Annotated in this window: 16 protein-coding genes and 1 tRNA gene; 7 read left to right on the top strand and 10 right to left on the bottom strand. The window is 70.5% G+C overall.

Translation table 11 applies throughout. The features are described from left to right. Window positions 1–111: 111 nt before the first annotated feature. A tRNA-Val gene (locus ACFXBC_RS16350) sits at window positions 112–186 on the bottom strand. 240 nt (window positions 187–426) lie between these two features. Here ACFXBC_RS16350 and ACFXBC_RS16345 point away from each other — a divergent pair. The 5 genes from ACFXBC_RS16345 to ACFXBC_RS16325 all read left to right on the top strand — a co-directional run bounded on the left by ACFXBC_RS16345 (window position 427) and on the right by ACFXBC_RS16325 (window position 4,779). After that, complete coding sequence (locus ACFXBC_RS16345; RefSeq protein ID WP_385024055.1) at window positions 427–1,200, top strand: DUF4097 family beta strand repeat-containing protein; 774 nt, start codon at window positions 427–429, stop codon at window positions 1,198–1,200. A gap of 71 nt (window positions 1,201–1,271) precedes the next feature. Continuing rightward, window positions 1,272–2,627, top strand: a complete 1,356-nt coding sequence (locus tag ACFXBC_RS16340) for a hypothetical protein (protein ID WP_385024053.1) — start codon at window positions 1,272–1,274, stop codon at window positions 2,625–2,627. A gap of 132 nt (window positions 2,628–2,759) precedes the next feature. Continuing rightward, the gene (locus tag ACFXBC_RS16335; protein WP_385024051.1) at window positions 2,760–3,452 is read left to right on the top strand and encodes a bifunctional 4-hydroxy-2-oxoglutarate aldolase/2-dehydro-3-deoxy-phosphogluconate aldolase; all 693 of its coding nucleotides are present in this window, start codon (window positions 2,760–2,762) and stop codon (window positions 3,450–3,452) included. Next, the gene (locus ACFXBC_RS16330) at window positions 3,449–4,513 is read left to right on the top strand and encodes a sugar kinase (RefSeq protein WP_385024049.1); all 1,065 of its coding nucleotides are present in this window, start codon (window positions 3,449–3,451) and stop codon (window positions 4,511–4,513) included. The genes ACFXBC_RS16335 and ACFXBC_RS16330 overlap by 4 nt, the downstream gene beginning before the upstream one ends. 41 nt (window positions 4,514–4,554) lie before the next feature. Continuing rightward, window positions 4,555–4,779: a zinc ribbon domain-containing protein gene (locus ACFXBC_RS16325; protein ID WP_385024047.1), complete on the top strand. Its 225-nt coding sequence runs from the start codon at window positions 4,555–4,557 to the stop codon at window positions 4,777–4,779. A gap of 32 nt (window positions 4,780–4,811) precedes the next feature. Here the strand turns inward: ACFXBC_RS16325 and ACFXBC_RS16320 are convergent, their stop codons facing one another. From ACFXBC_RS16320 to ACFXBC_RS16310, 3 genes are read right to left on the bottom strand one after another with little or no spacing between them, the layout of a single operon-like run. Then, the gene (locus ACFXBC_RS16320; RefSeq protein ID WP_385024046.1) at window positions 4,812–5,630 is read right to left on the bottom strand and encodes an HAD family hydrolase; all 819 of its coding nucleotides are present in this window, start codon (window positions 5,628–5,630) and stop codon (window positions 4,812–4,814) included. Continuing rightward, window positions 5,627–8,293, bottom strand: a complete 2,667-nt coding sequence (locus ACFXBC_RS16315) for a phosphoribosyltransferase (protein WP_385024044.1) — start codon at window positions 8,291–8,293, stop codon at window positions 5,627–5,629. Before ACFXBC_RS16315 ends, ACFXBC_RS16320 begins: the two co-directional genes overlap by 4 nt. After that, complete coding sequence (locus ACFXBC_RS16310) at window positions 8,293–9,477, bottom strand: HpcH/HpaI aldolase/citrate lyase family protein (protein WP_385024042.1); 1,185 nt, start codon at window positions 9,475–9,477, stop codon at window positions 8,293–8,295. The genes ACFXBC_RS16315 and ACFXBC_RS16310 overlap by 1 nt, the downstream gene beginning before the upstream one ends. A 255-nt stretch (window positions 9,478–9,732) precedes the next feature. Here ACFXBC_RS16310 and ACFXBC_RS16305 point away from each other — a divergent pair, with 255 nt between their 5' ends. Further along, a complete protein-coding gene (locus ACFXBC_RS16305; protein WP_385024040.1) occupies window positions 9,733–10,560 on the top strand; it encodes a TerD family protein in 828 nt (275 codons plus the stop codon). Window positions 10,561–10,641: 81 nt separating this feature from the next. Here ACFXBC_RS16305 and ACFXBC_RS16300 read toward each other — a convergent pair whose 3' ends face one another. From ACFXBC_RS16300 to ACFXBC_RS16275, 6 genes are all read right to left on the bottom strand, one after another. Continuing rightward, window positions 10,642–11,379 (bottom strand): Tellurium resistance, encoded by a 738-nt coding sequence (locus ACFXBC_RS16300; RefSeq protein WP_385024038.1) that lies wholly within the window; start codon window positions 11,377–11,379, stop codon window positions 10,642–10,644. Window positions 11,380–11,539: 160 nt separating this feature from the next. Next, window positions 11,540–12,682, bottom strand: coding sequence for a DUF475 domain-containing protein (locus ACFXBC_RS16295; protein ID WP_385024036.1), 1,143 nt, complete (start codon window positions 12,680–12,682; stop codon window positions 11,540–11,542). Between the two features lie 163 nt (window positions 12,683–12,845). Then, on the bottom strand, window positions 12,846–13,421 hold the full coding sequence (locus tag ACFXBC_RS16290) for a TerD family protein (protein ID WP_385024034.1): 576 nt from the start codon (window positions 13,419–13,421) through the stop codon (window positions 12,846–12,848). A 330-nt stretch (window positions 13,422–13,751) separates the two neighbouring features. Next, window positions 13,752–14,327, bottom strand: coding sequence for a TerD family protein (locus tag ACFXBC_RS16285; protein WP_385024032.1), 576 nt, complete (start codon window positions 14,325–14,327; stop codon window positions 13,752–13,754). A gap of 124 nt (window positions 14,328–14,451) precedes the next feature. Next, complete coding sequence (locus ACFXBC_RS16280; RefSeq protein WP_385024030.1) at window positions 14,452–14,910, bottom strand: peroxiredoxin; 459 nt, start codon at window positions 14,908–14,910, stop codon at window positions 14,452–14,454. Window positions 14,911–15,140: 230 nt separating this feature from the next. Then, complete coding sequence (locus ACFXBC_RS16275) at window positions 15,141–15,581, bottom strand: DUF3052 domain-containing protein (protein ID WP_385024028.1); 441 nt, start codon at window positions 15,579–15,581, stop codon at window positions 15,141–15,143. A gap of 477 nt (window positions 15,582–16,058) precedes the next feature. On the opposite strand from ACFXBC_RS16275, the gene aceE reads away from it, so the two are divergent. Then, window positions 16,059–18,806 (top strand): pyruvate dehydrogenase (acetyl-transferring), homodimeric type, encoded by a 2,748-nt coding sequence (gene aceE / locus ACFXBC_RS16270; protein ID WP_385024026.1) that lies wholly within the window; start codon window positions 16,059–16,061, stop codon window positions 18,804–18,806. Window positions 18,807–18,895 lie beyond the last annotated feature (89 nt).

The following is an 18,895-nucleotide window of genomic DNA, read 5'->3' as shown; positions in this document are numbered from 1 at the left end:
CGGCGTCCACTGGTCCTCAGACCCGAGCCCCGGGTGTGCCGTCAGGAATGAACCGCCGTCAGCTACTACCGTCAACGCCCCCGCAGCGACTCGCTGCGGGGGCGTTCTGGCTGGTGGGCGCGGACGGTTTCGAACCGCCGACATCTGCTTTGTAAGAGCAGCGCTCTACCCCTGAGCTACGCACCCGTGGATGAAGCAACAGGGTACATGGCCCTGACCCCCCGCTCGCAAACCTGTTGTACGGGCCATGGAACACCCCGGGGCACGCGCCCCCGCGCGCGCCACCGACGCCTGCGCCCGGCCCGCGCCCGGCCCCGCGCCCTGGGGATAACCCCACCCCCGGTCCGGTGGGCCGCTGGATCGTGCCGGGACGGGAGGCGTCCGTACCGTTGGGGGCCTTCGGCAGGTTCGGTTCGATCTGGGGGAATGATCTACGTGGCACTCCGTACTCGTACGCTGGTCGCGGCCGGCGGGGCCGTTCTTGTCTCCATCGCCCTCACCGGGTGCGGCTCGGATGCTTCGGACGCCCCCGCCGAGCACAAGGACTTCGCGCTCAGCGGGAAGACGCTGACCGTCCGGACCGACGACTCGGCCATCGAGCTGGTGCCGGCCGATGTGAAGTCCGTGCAGGTCACACGGCACGTCGGCGGATGGGTCTTCATGGGGAGCGGACCCCACGCCTCCTGGTCGATGCGGGACGACACGCTCACCCTGAAGGTGAAGTGCAGCGCCGTCATCAGCAACTGCGAGTCACGGCACCGGATCGAGGTGCCGCGCGGGGTCTCCGTGGTGCTGAGCGACAGCAACGGGTCCGTGACCGCCACCGGGTTCGACACCGCGCTGAAGCTCCGCTCGTCCAACGGCAAGGTGACCGTCCGGGACTCCAGCGGAGCCCTCGACCTGAACAGCAGCAACGGGAGCATCAACGCCACCGGCATCTCGTCCGGGCAGGTCGCGGCGGACTCCAGCAACGGCGGGATCCGGCTGGCGCTCGCCTCGGTTCCCGACCGGGTGGAGGGTGTCAGCAACAACGGGTCGGTCGAGATCACGCTGCCCCGGAAGGCGGGGCTCGCGTACAAGGTCAGGACCCAGGCGCGCAACGGGAGCACCCAGGTCGGTGTGCCCACGGACGACGCCAGTCACCACTCGGTCACCGCCCGCAGTGACAACGGAAGGATCACTGTTCGCAGCGGGGACTGACCGGCCCGTGTGTTCGTCCCTGCCTGGTGGGAGAATGGCCAGGGCAGGGCGGACCAGCACGGGAGAGGGATGTGACGGCAAGACACGGACAGCCGTATGCGCGAGCGAGTGCCGTCCGGGATGTCCTGACGCTCATGGCGCTCCCGGTGCCGTTGCTGGCCGGTCTGGCCGGGACTTTCGCGGGCGGCGGCACCAGGCGCTGGTTCGGCGGGCGCGGCGAGAGCCAGCGGGCCGAGGCGCAGGCCGCGAAGGACGCGGCGGCCGCCGCCTTCTACGACCTGGACACCGCTCAGCGTGATCTGCGGATCTCGATCGAGACGATCTCCGCGGTGGACGATTCGCCCGAGGCCCGCAGGGCGCTCTCCGGCTTCGCCTCGCTGGGGCAGCGGATCGACGAGGTCAGCACCTCGTACATCACCGCGGTCGACGCCCATGACCTGGACCGGGACGGTCTGGAGGGCTCGGCGCTGGCCCAGGCGCGTACGGAGCTGACGCGGGCCAAGGACGATCTTGTCCGGGTGAAGGGCGAGCTCGACCGGTTCGGGCAGGGGCTCGGGCCGCTGCTCGGCAAGGCCGAGACTCAGCTCGCCCGGCTCGCGCCCGCCGTGGAGCGGGCCCGGCAGGCGCTGCTCTCCGCGAGCAACGCGCTCGACGCGGTACGGGACTCCGGGCTGAAGGCCGACGATCTCGCCACCCGTCTCGCGCAGCTCGGGCCCGAGCTGACCAAGCTCAACCAGGGCGCGGCCCAGCACGGGGTGCAGGGCACGCTGGACCGGGCGGACAAGGTGATGCGGGACGCCGAGGCCGTGGGGGCCGAGGCCGCGCGGCTGCCGGAGCGGGCCGCCGAGATCGACCGGCGCCTGGTCTCGCTGCGTACCCGCGCCCAGGCGCTCACCACCCGGGCCGGGACGGTCGCCCCGGTCCTCAGTGAGCTGCGCCGCCGCTTCACCGCGCCGTGCTGGCAGGACCTCCAGCAGGTGCCCGAGCAGGCCGCCGTGTCCGTACGGCAGGCGGAGGAGAAGCTCAAGGAGGCGGCCAAGGCGCGTGAGGAGCAGCGCTGGCCCGATGTGACGTCCCTCCTCACCACGGTCAGGACGCTGCTCGACAACACCGACGAGGCGGTCTCGGCGGCCGGTGCGCGGCTCGAACGCCTCAACGCCGTGGCGAAGGACCCGCAGCAGGAGATCGAGCGGACCAGGTTCGCGATCCGGGACGCCCAGCGGCTGGCGATGGCCGGCCGCAACACACCGGACCCCCGGCACGCCCGCCCCCTGGACCAGGCGGTGGAGCGGCTCGACCGGGCGGTGTCGGGGCTGGAGGGGCGCCACCCCGACTACTGGCACTTCCTCACCGAGACCGAGGAGGTACGGAAGACCGCGACGCATGTGGTCGAGCAGATCCGCGAGGAGCGCGGGGCAGGACGCTGAGCGCTGAGCTGCGCAGAAGCCGAACCCTCTCGGGGCAGCCCGAATCCTCCGGCCCGGCCTCCTGCCCGGCGGACGTGTCCGGCGGATCCCCCGGCAGGCTCAGAAATCACCGGAGCACAGGAAGAGAACAGCATGGACCGCACGGACTTCACCGCACGCCTCCGCAGTGAGCGGCTGGTCGCCATCGTCCGCGGCTCTGACCCCGAAGCGTCCTTCAGATCGGTCATGACGCTCGTCGAGAGCGGGATACCCCTGGTCGAGGTGTCGCTCAGCAGCGCGGACGCGCTCGGCGTCATCCGCCGGGCGCGGGCCGCACTCGGCGACGGTGCCTGGCTGGGCGCGGGTACGGTGCTCACCGCCGACGACGCACGGCGGGCCGCGGACGCCGGAGCCGATCTCATCGTGACGCCGGGGCTCGGGGCAGGGGTGGACGAGTCCGTACGCCTGGGGCTCCCCGTCCTGTCCGGAGTCATCACGCCGACCGAGGTCATCGCCGGTGTGGCGGCGGGCGCCACCGCGCTGAAGCTCTTCCCGGCCTCGATGGGAGGCCCCTCCTATCTGAAGGCGCTGCGGGCTCCCTTCCCGGATGTTCCGTTCGTACCGGTGGGCGGGGTGGACGCGGCGGCGGCCGCCGAGTACCTGGCACTGGGTGCGGTCGCCGTGGGTGTGGGGTCGCCGCTGATCGGGGACGCGGCGGACGGCGGGGACCAGGACGCGCTGCGGAAGCGGGCCTCCGAGTTCCTGGCAGTCGTGGAGACGGCGGGGGCCGGCCGGGCGGCGGGCACGGCCACGGGCACGACGGCGGCCACGGCCGGTAGGTCATGAGTGTGTTCACCTTCGGCGAGACCATGGTCGCGCTGCGTGGAGACGGGCAGTTGAAGCTCGGCGGCACGATGGCCGTTTCGGTCGCCGGGGCCGAGTCGAACGTGGCCATCGGGCTGGCCCGGCTGGGACACCCGGTGGACTGGGCGGGCGCGGTCGGCGCCGACGAGGCCGGGGAGTTGGTGCTGCGGACCCTGCGGGCCGAGGGCGTCGACGTCACGGGCGCCGTGCGCGACGGCACCGCGCCGACCGGGCTGCTCCTCTTCGAACCGCGGCTGCCTGGCGTGACCCGGGTGCACTACTACCGGGCGGGGTCGGCCGGTTCACGGATCGCGGCCGACGACGTCGAGCGGGCCTTCACGGCGTTCCTGGAGGCCGGAAGCGCCGCCCCCGCCACCCCTGTGGAGGCCGGAACCGCCACCCCCGCCACCCGTGTGGGGGCCGGATCCGCCGCCCATGCCACCCGCGGCGGAACCGGAACCGCCCCTCGCGTGCTGCATCTGACGGGCATCACCCCCGCCCTCTCCCCCAGCGCCAGGTCCGCCGCGGAGCGTGCCATGGAACTGGCCGCCGAGAACGACGTACTGATCAGCCTCGACGTCAACTTCCGTGCCCGGCTGTGGAGTACGGAGGAGGCGGCGGCGGTGATGCGGGACTGGGCGCCGCGCGCCGACGTACTGATCGCCTCCGACGACGAGCTGCCGCTCTGTCTGCCCGCGGGCTCTCCCGACGACCCCGCCCTGCGGGCCGAGGCGCTGCTTGAGGCCGGGGCGGGTGAGGTCGTGGTCAAGCTCGGTGCGGCGGGCGCCACGGCGTACACCCTCCAGGGCGAGCTGCACGCCCCCGCGCGTACGGTGCCGGCCGTGGACCCGGTCGGCGCGGGCGACGCGTTCGTCGCCGGGTATCTCTCTGCGCTGCTCGACGGCTCGGACACGGCGGAGCGGCTCGACCGGGCGGTGACTACTGGGGCGTTCGCGGTGGCCGCGTCCGGGGACTGGGAAGGCGCTCCGACCCGCGCCGAGCTGGGCCTGCTCGGAGCGGCGCCGGGCACAGTGGTGCGCTGAGGTGGTGCGCCGGGGCACCCCGCGCCTCTAATCTTGGGCGCATGCCCCGTTACGAGTACCGCTGCCGCTCCTGTGGCGACACATTCGAGATCAGCCGTCCGATGGCCGAGTCATCGGCGCCCGCCACCTGCCCCGAAGGTCATGAGGACACCGTCAAGCTGCTGTCCACGGTGGCCGTCGGAGGCTCCGCCACCGGGGCGCCGTCCGCCGGAAACAGCGCAGGCGGCGGAGGTGGCGGCTGCTGCGGCGGAGGCTGCTGCGGGTAGCAACCCCGGCAGGCCCGCGCCGCCCCCCGCCGCTACCTCGGCGCGGCGCGGGTGAACTCCCGCAGGATCTCCTCGCCCGCCGCCACCCCGCGCCCGGCCGTCACCGCGACATGCGGGGCGCTCCAGCCCGCGTCCGCCAGTTCACCGTGGGCCGGGCGCCAGCCCCGGTCGGCGGCGAGCAGCAGGTCCGCGTCCAGGAGGGAATCGCCTGCGGCCAGGGTGAGTTCGGCGCCGGTGCGGCGGATCACCTCGCGCACCGCCGCGCTCTTGGTGAGCGGCTCCGGCACCGCGTACAGCTTGCGGCCCTGGAGCGAGACCGTCCAGCCGCGCGCGCCGGCCCAGGCGGACAGCTCATCCACCCAGCCCTCGGGCAGCAGGGCCCGCTCGACGACCAGATAGGCGAAGAGGTCCTCGGCCACCCGTTCCTTGAGCAGCCAGGCCGGATCGGCGGCGCCCACCAGATGGGCGCGCACCTCGGACAGCGTGGCGCACTCGGCCGCCAGCCGCCGGTCCACACCGGAGCGCCAGTCCGGGTCGGACACCCCGTCGACCAGCAGATGGCCGCCGTTGGCACAGATCGCGTACCGCGGCGGCGGGCAGGGCAGCCGGATCCGGTGGTACTGCTCGCGCGTCCTGGTCGTCGTCGGTACGAAGAGGTTCCGCTCCGCGAGCGCGCCGAGCAGCCCCGCCGCGGTCTCCGTCACGTACGAGAGCGGGCTTCCCCGGTAGACCTCGACGCAGAGCAGCCGCGGCGCGTCCGCGTCCGGCATGGTCAGGTCGAGCGCGGGCGCCGAGTAGATGAGGGTGCGGTCGAGATCGCTGGCGACGAGTACGGGCGCTGCCTGGCTCACCCGGTCACCGCCGCGGTGCCGTCGGCGCCGGTCGCGCCACGGGTGAAGCGCGGGTGGATCAGTCCGACACAGCTGTACGGCAGGCCGTCCACCTCCTCGACCGGGACACCGCGCTGCTCCGCCAGGAGCCGTACGTGGTCGAGCTCGGCGCCCGCACCGCTCCTGGCCAGGATCTTCCAGGGGACCCGGCGCAGCAGCACACGGGTGGTCTCGCCGACGCCGGGCTTGACGAGGTTGACGTCGTGGATGCCGTACTCCTCGCTGATCCGCTCGACCGCGGCCCACCCCTCCCAGGTCGGTGAACGGTCCGCCGCCAGCTGCTCCTTGACGGCTGCGTCGACCGCGCCCGACACCTCGTCGAAGCGGGCGGCGACGGCGTCGACGAAGTCGGACGACACATCGGATCCCGCCAGTTCGCGGTAGAACTTCCCGCCGTGGAAGTCCCCGGGCCCGACCAGGTCGGCGCGGAGGACCGTACGGGAAATCAAGCCGGACACCGTGGAGTTGAGGCAGGCGGACGGGATGAGGAAGTCCTCCCGGGTGCCGTACGTGCGGACACAGCCGCCCGGGTCGGCGAGGACCGCGATCTCCGGGTCGAAACCGGGGAACTCCGCCAGCGCATCGGCCAGTTCGCGGGTGATGGCCCCCTTGCCTGTCCACCCGTCGACGAAGACGACATCGGCCGGGTCGTGGTGCGCGGCCAGCCAGCGCAGCGCGTTGGCGTCGATGCCCCGGCCGCGCACGATGGAGACCGCGTAGTGCGGCAGGTCGAGGCCGTGACGGTGCTGGGCCCAGCGGCGCATCAGCACCCCGACGGGCGTGCCGGCGCGGGCGAGGGAGACCAGGACCGGCCGGGCCGACCGCTCGGCGAGCACGGTCTCGGCGACCGTGCCGACGGCCTGCGCGATACGCGGGGCCGAGGTTTCGAGCGCCGCCCTGAACAGCTCCTGGTACTGCTCGCTCGGCTGGTACTCGACCGGCAGCGACTCGGCGTAGTGGGCGCCGCCGGTCTGGATCGCTTCCTCGCGCTCCTCGGTGGGCGCCTCCAGCTCCACACCGGAGAGGTCCTGGAGCAGCCAGCCGACGTCTTCGGCGGCGTAGGAGGAGAAGGCGGGGCCGCGCAACGGCTCGGGCATGGCGGAGGCTGCTTCCTGCTGTTCGGGGGCGGGACGGTTTCCGGAGTCGTGTGGAGCGCGAGGGTTGCGGGAGATACGGGGGGCGAGACGTTCGTGGGGGTCGCGAAGGCTACGACGGTTCTCGGGAACGTACGACGGGACGTACGACGGGACGACCGCGAGCAGCACCTGCGGTACGTGGGTGGCGAGTTGCGCCAGAAGCCCGCCGGGGGCGTGCAGTTCCGGGGTGTCGGCGGCCGAGTCGACCACCAGGACCACCGCGTCGAATCCGCCGCCCGCCACGTTGTACGCGTAGCGGCTGCCCGGTCCGTCGCCGGGGTTGTCGTGCGCGGGGAAGACCAGTCCGGTCCGTATCGCGTAGCCGGGATCGTCCAGGGCGAATACGGGTGAGCGGGTGGTGGTCGACGACCGTATGTCGTGCCCGGCCCGCTCCAGCGCGAGGCCGAGACGGAGCGGGGCGTACATCAGCTCCTCGAACCCGAGCACCAGGACCCGCGGGGCGCCCGTGACGGACGGAACCGCAGGGCCCGGCTCCGGCTTCGACTCCAGGTACGGCTCCGGCAGGACCTCCGCGAGCCGCGCCGCCATCCCCGGCAGCGCGGACTCCAGGGCCGTCCGGTGGCCGGGCGTGAAGCCGTGCCGACCACCGTCCGGCAGCCCGGCGGGCCATCCGAGGTCCACCCGGACGACCTGGCCGCGGAGGCTCTCTCCGGAATCTCCGGCGGACACCGCGCCACTGGGTCTGCCGTCCCGCCGGCCCTCGCGCGCCCCGTGGTCCTCGTACCGCTCGACCAGGCGGCGCCCCTTCTCCAGTACGCCGTCGGGCAGTTCCACCTCACCCCGTACCGCGGTCAGCAGATCGACCCGGGCGCCGATCTCCCGGGCGAAGTCCGTGAGCCGGTCCCGGTCGGCGGCCGAGCGCATGTCGACCAGCGCGACGACCACGTACCACTGGCGCGGATACCGCTCGTGCAGATCACGGATGGTGTTGAGCACCGTGTTACCGGTCGAGAACTCGTCGTCGACGAGGACGAGCGGGCCGTCACCCGCCAGCAGCTCCGGGTCCTCGGGCAGCAGCAGATGCGAGGTGGCGTGCGAGTGCGACTCCTCGAAGCCGCCCGCACGCGCCACCCCGGCGACCTCGCGCCGGGTGGAGTGCAGATACGGGGCGAGGACCAGCCCGTCCGCGACCGAGTGGCCCAGACCCGTCGCGGTCTCCGCATAGCCGAGTACGACCGCCCGGCTCGCCGCGTCGTCGCCGAGCAGGCGCCGTACCGCGAGGCCGAGCCCGTGGCCCTGGCCGTACACCGTCGAAGGGCGCTGCGGGACATGCTTGCCCAGCACGTTCGACACCAGCAGATGAGCCCGTTTCGGATTGCGCCGCAGGGCGAGGCCCAGCATGTCCCGGAGTCCGTCGTCCCCGGAGAGCCGCACACCGAGCCGGTCCGCGACCCATGTTCCCGACCAGACCGCTGTTCCCGACCGGACCGCTTCGCCCACGTCGCCCGTCTCTCTTCCCGTTCGCATCAGCCGGAGAGCCCGGCCGTGAGCAGTTCGACGAAGCCGACGTCTTCTCTGGCCACACCGAAGACCTCGGCCCGCAGGAGGGTCCGCTCGGCCCAGGCCCGGTGCGGTTTCACCTCGTTCATCTTGTTCGTGTACGCGGAGCGCAGCACCCCGCCGCCGTCCCGGTCGGGCCGCACGATGTCGCGGGCGTCGCTGAACTCCTCGTGGCTGACGACCGAGAGGGCGTGCACCGGCATCACATGGGAGGGGTGGATGCAGGTCTTGCCGAGCAGTCCGTTGGCGCGGTCGAGGCCGATCTCGCGCAGCAGTCCGTCCAGGTCGTGCTCGATCAGGGTGGTGCGGAGCTGGTCGGCGCTGCCCTCCATGAAGGGGCTGCGGCGCAGCTGGGGCTTGAACATCCGTTCCTGGACGCGGAAGTACTCCCAGACCGGGCCGGTGATCGTGAAGCCCGTGCCGTCCGAGCGGCCCAGCACGTTCACCACGTCGGCGATGACGGCGGCGACGATCTGGACGTCGTACGCGGTCATGTCGGGTGTCCTGCGCAGTCCGTACGCCGAGCAGAAGTCGGTGACACCCAGCCGGAGCGCGAGGACCCGGTCGCGGTACTTGTCGACGGTGCGGGCGATCCCGGCGAGGCTGTCCGCACGGGTCTCCAGATGCAGCAGCTCGGGCGATTCGAGCACCGGCATGGCGAAGAGCCGGCGGCCGCTCAGGGCCTCCCCCCTGGCGAGCGCCTCCAGGAAGGCCGTGCCGCGCTCCTCGGTGAACTTCGGCAGTACGAATCCGGACAGCAGACGTACCGTGGGGCCCAGTCTGCGGACCAGGTCGGGTATCTGGTCCGGCTCACGGACCCGGATGAAGAGCAGCGGTACGCCGTCGGGCTCCCCGGAAGGTGTGGCGCACCCGGCGTCCAGCTCGGCGAACTGGCGGACCAGATTGGCCTCGCCGTCGGCGACATCGGCGTCGTCGATCGAGTCCTCCAGGCACAGCACCATGGAGACCACCCCGCGCGCCGCCTGCTTCAGGACGTCGTCGGCGAGCCGGGGCCGGGTGGCCGGGCTGTAGAGCGTGGCGCCGAGGGCGGCGGCGAGCAGGGGCGCCGGAGACCCGGAGGTGAACTCGGCCGGCTGCTGATGGAAGAGCCCCGACCGGACAAGGGGCGAGATATGCCCGAAATGATGCATAAGGTTCCCCCGTAGTTGCCGTACATGATTGCCCTGCGCAGGCGCCGTGGGCAGGTGCCCTGCGTAGTTGCCGTGCCGTCCCGATGACGCGTGGCCGGTAATAGTACGTATGGACGCATGGCGCTAGTTCCAACGGGGAGGAAATCCGGGACGTCCCGCACCGGTCGCCCCGTCCGTTTCTCCGGGTTGCACCGGACTCGCCACAAAGCGCCCCCACGTTGTCCGCGGCTGTCCGGGGAAGGCAGGATGACCGGCATGACGCACGCGATGATGAAGGGTTCGAACGTCCCGCTGGACGCCAGGGCGGTACGGGCCGTCCTGCGCTGGACCCCGGGCCCCGACGTCCCCGACATCGACGCGTCGGCCCTGGTACTGGGCCACGGCGGGCGGGTGCGCTCCGACGAGGACTTCGTCTTCTACAACCAGCCGCGCCACCCGTCGGGCCTGGTGCGGCGGCTGTCGAAGAAACGTGACGGCGGGGCGCTCACCGACACCGTCGAGGCGGACCTGACGGCCCTGGACCCCTCGGTGGAACAGGTGGTACTGGCCGCGTCCTCCGACGGCGCGTCCTTCCGCTCCGTACGGGATCTGCAGATCCTGCTGTACGACGCGGCGGCCCCGGCCGGCGAGGGCGCACCGGCCCTGGCCGTCTTCGACGTACAGCCGGAGACCGGCGAGGAGACGGCGATGATCTGCGGCGAGCTGTACCGCCGCGGGGATCGCTGGAAGTTCCGGGCGGTGGGGCAGGGCTATCCGACCGGTCTGGTCGGGCTCGCCACCGCGTACGGCATCTCGGTCGACGAGACGGCCGAGCCGGACGGAGCGGCCGAGCCCCCGGCGGCCCCGGCCGAACCTGAGCTGCCCGCACAGCAGAGCCCCCCGGGCGCGACCGGCCCCACGGTCCCGGCCGGCTATCCGCCGCCCCCGCAGTCCCCGCCGCCCGGCTACGGCTACCCACAGGCGGTCCCGGCACAGCAGTCCCCTCCCGGCTACGGATATCCGCAGCCGGCCGCAGCCGCGGCGCCTGCGCCCGATCCCTACTTCCGGCTGCCGCCGATGGGCCCGCAGTTCCTGCCCCGCTGACACCCGGGCGGACGGGGGACGACCGGGGCGGATCAGCGGGCTCCTGAACCTGGGGCCGCGCCGCCCAGCCGCGTGCCGGCCTCAGATCTTGGTCTTGTAACCCCGGCCCCACTGGAGCCCCCAGCCGTACAGCCGGTCCAGCTCGGCCTGGAAGCCGTAGACGAACTTCACCTCGCGGCGCACCACCATGTCGCCCTTGACCTTGTCGATGGCGAAGACCGCGCAGGACCGGGCCTGCGGATGGCGCTCGTCGAGCTGGATCTCGATGCGCGGGCCGTTGCTCGGGTAGAGGGTCACCACGGCGTGGGTACGGTCGAAGGCGGGGGTCTGATCGTAGATGTAGACGAAGACCAGCAGCCGTTTGATGTCGTCGCGGTGGTCCATGTTGACGTAGAGCGTCTCACCGGACGGCGAGCCGAACCGGTCGTCACCGCTGAGCTGTACGTACGGCGACTCGTTGAGACTGCCGAGGAAGTTGCCCAGGGGCTGCACCACGCCCTTGGTGCCGTCCTCCAGCTCATAGAGGCAGCCCAGGTCGAGGTCGACGTTGACGACGCCCTGGGTGTGGGCCTGGACGACGTCCGGCTGGAACATCTTGGACGGATGGCGCAGCAGGCTGCCGCGCTGGCGGGTGCTGCCGCCGAAGTCCGACGACCGCATCCGCCAGGACAGGTTGACCCGGAGGTTACCGGTGGTCGCGCCCTGTTTGGTCAGGGAGACCATCGGGTGGCGCTTGGTCAGCTCGATCGCGTTGGAAGCGGCGCTCCCCGAATCGAAGTGCGGCGAATTGTTCCGTCGGAGACTGTCCCAGAAGGCCATGTCCCACCCCCAGCATGCTCGGCGACTCTTCCCCGGTTCTTCCCGGGACTTCTTCCCCGGATTTCTTCCCCCGCGCGCCCTGCCCGCACGCGCACAGGGCGGTCAGGAGGCTTCCGCTTCCTGACCGCCCCGTTCAGAGCGTTCCGCAATCCGGTACGGGTCACACCCCGGACGGGACTTCCGTCCGGTCGCCCGAGCTGTCCCCGCCCTCCGCGGCGATCCGCTTGTTCCTGCGGACCGACGACAGGAAGGACCAGGCGATCAGCACGACCCCGACGAGACCGGTGATGACCTCGTTGATCTCGTACTGGATGGTGACCAGCAGGATCACCGAGAGCGCGCCGATCGCGTAGTGCGCGCCGTGCTCCAGGTAGACGTAGTCGTCCAGGGTGCCCTGGCGGACCAGGTAGACGGTGAGCGACCTGACGTACATGGCGCCGATGCCGAGGCCGAGCGCCATCAGCACGATGTCGTTGGTGATGGCGAAGGCGCCGATGACCCCGTCGAAGGAGAAGGAGGCGTCGAGGACTTCCAGGTAGAGGAACATGAAGAACGCGGCCTTGCCGGCCATCATGACGGCCGGGACGCTCGAACCGGACTTCCGGGCCTCTTCCTCGGCCTCCTGCTCGCGCTCCTCGTCCTCCTCCAGACGGTTCTCGAAGTACCCGGAGAGCCCGCCCACCACGAGGTAGGTGATGAGCCCGGCGATACCGGAGATGAGGACCGTCTGCGCCTTGTCCGCGTGTGCGCCCCCGTGCTGGTGGGCGTGGGTGGCGAAGGTGAAGGAGGAGATCAGCAGCACGGCGAGCGCGATGCAGACCGAGAGCATGTCGACCTTGCCGAGCTTGGCCAGCGGGCGCTCGATCCACCGCAGCCACTGGATGTCCCGGTCCTCGAAGATGAAGTCGAGGAAGATCATCATCAGGAACATGCCGCCGAAGGCGGCGATCGACGGATGCGCGTCGGTGACCAGCTGCTGGTAGTGGTCCTTCTCGTTGAAGGCCAGCTTCACCGCTTCGATCGGATTGATCTTGGCGCTGATGGCGACGATCACGACGGGGAAGACCAGCCGCATACCGAAGACGGCGATGAGCACACCGACCGTGAGGAAGATCTTCTGCCAGAAGGCATTCATCTTCTTCAGGATTCCGGCGTTGATCACCGCGTTGTCGAAGGAGAGCGAGATCTCCAGGACGCCCAGGATCGCCACAATGCCCAGGGCGGTCCATCCGTCGTAGATCACCGCCACGGCGAGACCGACCACGGTGATCACGAATGACCACCCGAAGGTTTTCAGAAGCACTGGCTACCCCATCGTGTGTGTACGGGTTCCCCCGCGCCGTGCGCGGCCCGGGTCCTGTCCCAGCCCTGCATGCTCCCCGGGGTGCGGACCGGAATCCGAACCCTGGAACCCCCACACGAAACCCGGTGGATCGACCGGACTTGAGCCATGCGGGAAGAATGCTTTAGGAAACGTTGACCCCGAAGTCTAGAGCGATGCCCCGCAGCCCCGACGCGTACCCCTGCCCCACGGCGCGGAACTTCCATTCCCCGCCGTACCGGTAGAGCTCGCCGAAGATCATCGCGGTCTCCGTCGACGCGTCCTCACTCAGGTCGTACCGCGCCAGCTCCTGGCCGTCCGCCTGGTTCACCACCCGGATGAAGGCGTTGGCCACCTGTCCGAAGGTCTGGCCGCGGCTGTCCGCCTCGTGGATCGAGACCGGGAAGACGATCTTGTCGCAGTGGGCGGGCACCTTGGTGAGGTCGACGATGATCGACTCGTCGTCCCCCTCACCCTCGCCGGTCAGATTGTCCCCGGTGTGCTCCACGGAGCCGTCCGGGCTGGTGAGCTGGTTGTAGAAGACGAAGTACTCGTCGCCGAGCACCCGCCCCGACTGGCACAGCAGTGCGCTGGCGTCGAGGTCGAAGTCCGCTCCGGTGGTGGAGCGTGCGTCCCAGCCGAGCCCGACCAGCACTTGTGTGAGGTTGGGTGCGGCCTTCGAGAGGGAGACATTGCCTCCCTTGGCGAGCGTGACGCCCATGATGCTGATCCTCCCCGAGGTGTGAACGGTTGACCCGGTCCCGTCCGGTCGGTCTCCGTGGGCCCTTCGCGGCTCTTCTTGGCCCCAGGCCGTGGACCCGGGCGGACGGCCCGGTCCGTGGGGGCCCGGGAAGCCCGGTGCACGGAGACCGGCCGGGCAGGACCCGGCACGGGCCGCCGGGGGCGGCCGGCGGGGGGGGGCGCGGCGGGGGCGGGCGGGCGCGCGGGGGGGGGGGGGCCGCCGCCCCCGGGCGCCGCGCGCCGGGGGCGCCCGCCCCCGCCCCCCCGCGCGCCCCCGGGGGCGCCCCCCCCCGGACGGTGTGGCTTCTGCTCAGACGTTGACGCCGAAGTCCTGCGCGATACCACGCAGCCCGGAGGCGTACCCCTGGCCGATGGCGCGGAACTTCCACTCCGTGCCGTTGCGGTAGAGCTCGCCGAAGACCATGGCGGTCTCCGTCGACGCGTCCTCACTGAGGTCGTACCGCGCCAGCTCGGAGTTGTCCGCCTCGTTCACCACGCGGATGTACGCGTTGCGGACCTGGCCGAAGCTCTGCTGGCGGCTCTCGGCCTCGTAGATCGAGACCGGGAACACGATCTTCGCGACGTCGGCGGGGACGCCGGAGAGGTTGACCTTGATGATCTCGTCGTCGCCCTCGCCCTCACCGGTGAGGTTGTCACCGGTGTGCTCGACCGAGCCGTCGGGGCTCTTGAGGTTGTTGAAGAAGACGAAGTTCGAGTCGGTGGCGACCTTGCCCTCTTCGTTGGTCAGCAGGGCGCTGGCGTCGAGGTCGAAGTCACCCCCTGTGGTGGTGCGTGCATCCCATCCGAGACCGACGACGACTGCCGTCAGATTGGGTGCGGCCTTGGTCAGCGAGACGTTGCCGCCCTTGCTGAGGCTGACTCCCACGAGTCCTCCCAATTGGTTTCGAGGGGCCGAGGAGGGCCCTTGCCCCCGTTTTTACGTGGCACCGGATCAACGAACCGATCCTAGTGACGGGTTCCCGGACACGGCAGGCTCTTGCCCGGCCGGGTCAGAGGGTGTCGAGCGCCTTGGCGTACTCGTTCAGGTCACGAGCGTCGGGCAGACCGTTGACGACGGTCCAGCGGACGACGCCCTCCTTGTCGATGATGAAGGTCCCGCGCACCGCGCACCCCTTCTCCTCGTCGAAGACGCCGTACGCCCGCGAGGCCGCGCCGTGCGGCCAGAAGTCCGAGAGCAGCGGGTACTCAAGGCCCTCCTGCTCGGCGAAGACACGCAGCGTGTGGATGGAGTCGTTGGAGACGGCGAGCAGCTGTACGTCGTCGTTGACGAACGTCGGCAGCTCGTCACGGAGAGCGCAGAGCTCGCCGGTGCACACGCCGGTGAAGGCGAAGGGGTAGAAGAGCAGCACCACGTTCTTCTCGCCGCGGAAGTCCGAGAGGCGGACGGTCCGGCCGTGGTTGTCCTTCAGCTCGAAATCCGGGGCCTCGGTGCCGACCTCGATCGCCATGAAAACGCTTCCCTTCGGTGGGGCCATTCGACTGACACCCACCCTATGGCCTCGCGCCCCGGGCCCCCGGGGGCGGCCGGTCCCGGGCGGACGGAACGGTGTCCGGGAGAGCGGACCGAACGGTGTCCGGGAGAGGAGAGAAGCCCCCCTTCGGTCCGCTCCTTCCCCGGACAGGGGGAAGCCCCCGCAGGCAGGACGGCCGACGGGGGCTTCTCGGGGCTTGTGGCGACTCAGCGCTTGCCGGACCTTGCCACCTTCGGGGTGATCAGACGGCTTCCCGTCCAGTCCTTGCCGGCGTTGATGCTCTTGGTCTGGGCCAGACCGGCTGTCTGGGACGCCTCGTTGATGTCGCTCGGCTCGACGTAACCGTCACGGCCGGTCTTGGGGGTCAGCAGCCAGACCGCGCCGCCGTCGTCGACCAGACCGATGGCGTCCACCAGCGCGTCCGTAAGGTCGCCGTCCTCGTCGCGGAACCACAACACGACGGCGTCAGCCACGTCGTCGTAGTCCTCGTCGACGAGTTCCTGGCCGATGACACTCTCAATACCCTCACGGAGTTCCTGCTCGACGTCGTCGTCATAGCCGATCTCCTGGACCACTTGTCCGGGCTCGAACCCCAGGCGTGCCGCCTGATTGGTCCGCTCCTCCGCGTGGTCCGCGGTCGCGCTCACGGTTTGCCTCCTGATCGTTTTTGGAAATGCACCAGCCACGCGCGTGCGCGGGGCGTTGGCCGTAGTCCACACGGGCGGGACGGATCGCGCAAGTACCCAGCGGTCGAGACAGCCGAAACGGTGACGTTTCCTGGCACCTCATCCCAACCTCAGACAGCTTCTGACGGGCTCTGGTGATTCATCCCACACTGTTCATCCGTATTTGCGGGGTTCCGCGGCTTCGGATACTTCAATTGTGCCCCGGATCCCTTTGGGAATGTCTGAGCGGGTCGGGCGTAAGGTTGCGATTTCGCCGGAGCCGGCAGCGGCCTCCGGACGAGCCGTCCCGCCGGGCGGCGGTCACCCCGGTCGCCCTCCGGTCCGCCGCCCGCCTCTCCTGCGGTTACCCCTCGGTAGAGATGACGTCAGCGTCCGGGCGGTACACCATGGTGGCGGCGTACGTCCCGATACGGCAGGACCGAACAGCGAAGGAACAGCGTGGTTTCCGGATCCGATCGCACCCCGATCATTATTGGCGGCCTGCCGAGCCAGGTCCCGGACTTCGATCCCGAAGAGACCCAGGAATGGCTCGACTCCCTCGACGCCGCCGTCGACGAACGCGGCCGTGAGCGTGCGCGTTATCTGATGCTCCGCCTCATCGAGCGCGCCCGCGCGAAGCGCGTGGCCGTGCCCGAGATGCGCAGCACGGACTACGTGAACACGATCGCCACCAAGGACGAGCCGTTCTTCCCCGGCAACGAGGAGATCGAGCGCAAGGTCCTGAACGCCACCCGCTGGAACGCGGCCGTCATGGTCTCGCGGGCCCAGCGCCCGGGCATCGGGGTGGGCGGTCACATCGCCACTTTCGCCTCGTCCGCCTCGCTCTACGACGTGGGCTTCAACCACTTCTTCCGCGGCAAGGACGACGGTCTCGGCGGCGACCAGGTGTTCTTCCAGGGGCACGCGTCCCCCGGTATCTACGCCCGCGCCTTCCTGCTCGACCGCCTCACCGAGCAGCAGCTCGACGGGTTCCGCCAGGAGAAGTCGAAGGCGCCCTACGGGCTGCCCAGCTACCCGCACCCGCGGCTGATGCCGGACTTCTGGGAGTTTCCGACCGTGTCGATGGGCCTCGGCCCGCTCGGCGCGATCTACCAGGCGCGGATGAACCGCTACATGGAGGCGCGCGGGATCGCGGACACCTCCCAGTCGCACGTCTGGGCCTACCTCGGCGACGGCGAGATGGACGAGCCCGAGTCGCTCGGCCAGCTCTCCCTCGCCGCCCGTGAGGGCCTGGACAACCTGACCTTCGTCGTCAACTGCAACCTCCAGCGCCTCGACGGCCCGGTACGCGGCAACGGCAAGATCATCCAGGAGCTGGAGTCGCAGTTCCGCGGCGCCGGCTGGAACGTCATCAAGCTGGTCTGGGACCGGAGCTGGGACCCGCTGCTGGCCCAGGACCGCGACGGCACCCTGGTCAACAAGATGAACACCACGCCGGACGGCCAGTTCCAGACGTACGCCACCGAGAGCGGCGCCTATATCCGCGAGCACTTCTTCGGCAGCGACCAGCGGCTGCGCAAGATGGTCGATGACATGTCCGACGAGCAGATCCTGCACCTCGGGCGCGGCGGCCACGACCACCGGAAGGTCTTCGCGGCCTACACGGCGGCCAAGGAGCACAAGGGCCAGCCGACGGTGATCCTCGCCCAGACCATCAAGGGCTGGACGCTGGGCCCGAACTTCGAGGGCCGCAACGCGACCCACCAGATGAAGAAGCTCACCGCCGACGACCTCAAGCGCTTCCGGGACCGGCTGCACCTGCCGATCGCGGACAAGGAGCTGGAGGACGGCAACCCGCCCTACTACCACCCGGGCCGGGACTCCGAAGAGATCCAGTACATGCACGACCACCGCAAGTCCTGCGGCGGTTACGTACCGACCAGGGTGGTGCGCGCCAAGCCGCTGCCGCTGCCGGACGACAAGGCGTACGCCGTCGCGAAGAAGGGCTCGGGCCACCAGTCGATCGCCACCACCATGGCGTTCGTCCGGGTCCTGAAGGACCTCATGCGGGACAAGGAGATCGGCAAGCGCTTCGTGCTGATCGCCCCCGACGAGTACCGCACCTTCGGCATGGACGCGTTCTTCCCGAGTGCGAAGATCTACAACCCGCTCGGTCAGCAGTACGAGTCGGTCGACCGCGAACTGCTGCTCGCGTACAAGGAGTCACCGACCGGGCAGATGCTGCACGACGGGATCTCCGAGGCCGGCTGTACGGCGTCGCTGATCGCGGCCGGTTCGGCCTACGCCACGCACGGCGAGCCGCTGATCCCGGTCTATGTCTTCTACTCGATGTTCGGGTTCCAGCGCACCGGTGACCAGTTCTGGCAGATGGGCGACCAGCTGGCGCGCGGCTTCGTGCTCGGCGCGACCGCCGGGCGGACCACGCTGACGGGTGAGGGGCTCCAGCACGCCGACGGCCACTCGCAGCTGCTCGCCTCGACCAACCCGGCGTGTGTGGCCTACGACCCGGCGTACGGCTACGAGATCGCGTACATCGTCCAGGACGGTCTGCGCCGGATGTACGGCGAGACGGCCGACGGCAGGGCCGGCGAGGACGTCTTCTACTACCTCACCGTCTACAACGAGCCGATCCAGCACCCGGCGGAGCCCGACGGTGTCGACGTCGAGGGCATCCTCCAGGGCATCCACCGCGTCAGGCCCGCCGAGCGGGGCAGCATCCCGGCCCAGATCATGGCGTCCGGTGTGGCCGTCCCGTGGGCGGTCGAGGCCCAGCAGATCCTCGCCGACGAGTGGGACGTGAAGGCGGACGTCTGGTCCGCGACCTCCTGGAACGAACTGCGCCGCGAGGCCGTGGAGGTGGAGCGGCACAATCTGCTCCACCCCGAGGAGGAGCAGCTCGTCCCCTACGTCACGCGGAAGCTCGCCGGCTCGGACGGCCCGTTCGTGGCCGTGTCGGACTGGATGCGTTCGGTGCCGGACCAGATCGCGCGCTGGGTCCCGGGCCCGTACCAGTCACTGGGCGCCGACGGCTTCGGCTTCGCGGACACCCGGGGTGCGGCGCGCCGCTTCTTCCACATCGACGCCCAGTCGATCGTGGTCACGGTCCTGACCGAGCTGGCCAAGCAGGGCAAGGTGGACCGCTCGGCCCTGAAGCAGGCCATCGACCGCTACCAGCTGCTCGATGTGGCGTCGGCCGACCCGGGCGCTGCGGGCGGCGACGCGTAGCCACCGTCCAGCACGCGACGTGAGGGCTGTCCCGCTACCGCGCGACGCAGCCGATCCTGGCGTTCACGACGGACGCGTCCACCCGCAAC

This window comes from Streptomyces sp. NPDC059398 (assembly GCF_042751845.1).
Lineage (GTDB): Bacteria > Actinomycetota > Actinomycetes > Streptomycetales > Streptomycetaceae > Streptomyces.
This window is presented reverse-complemented; position numbering and strand designations above follow the sequence as displayed.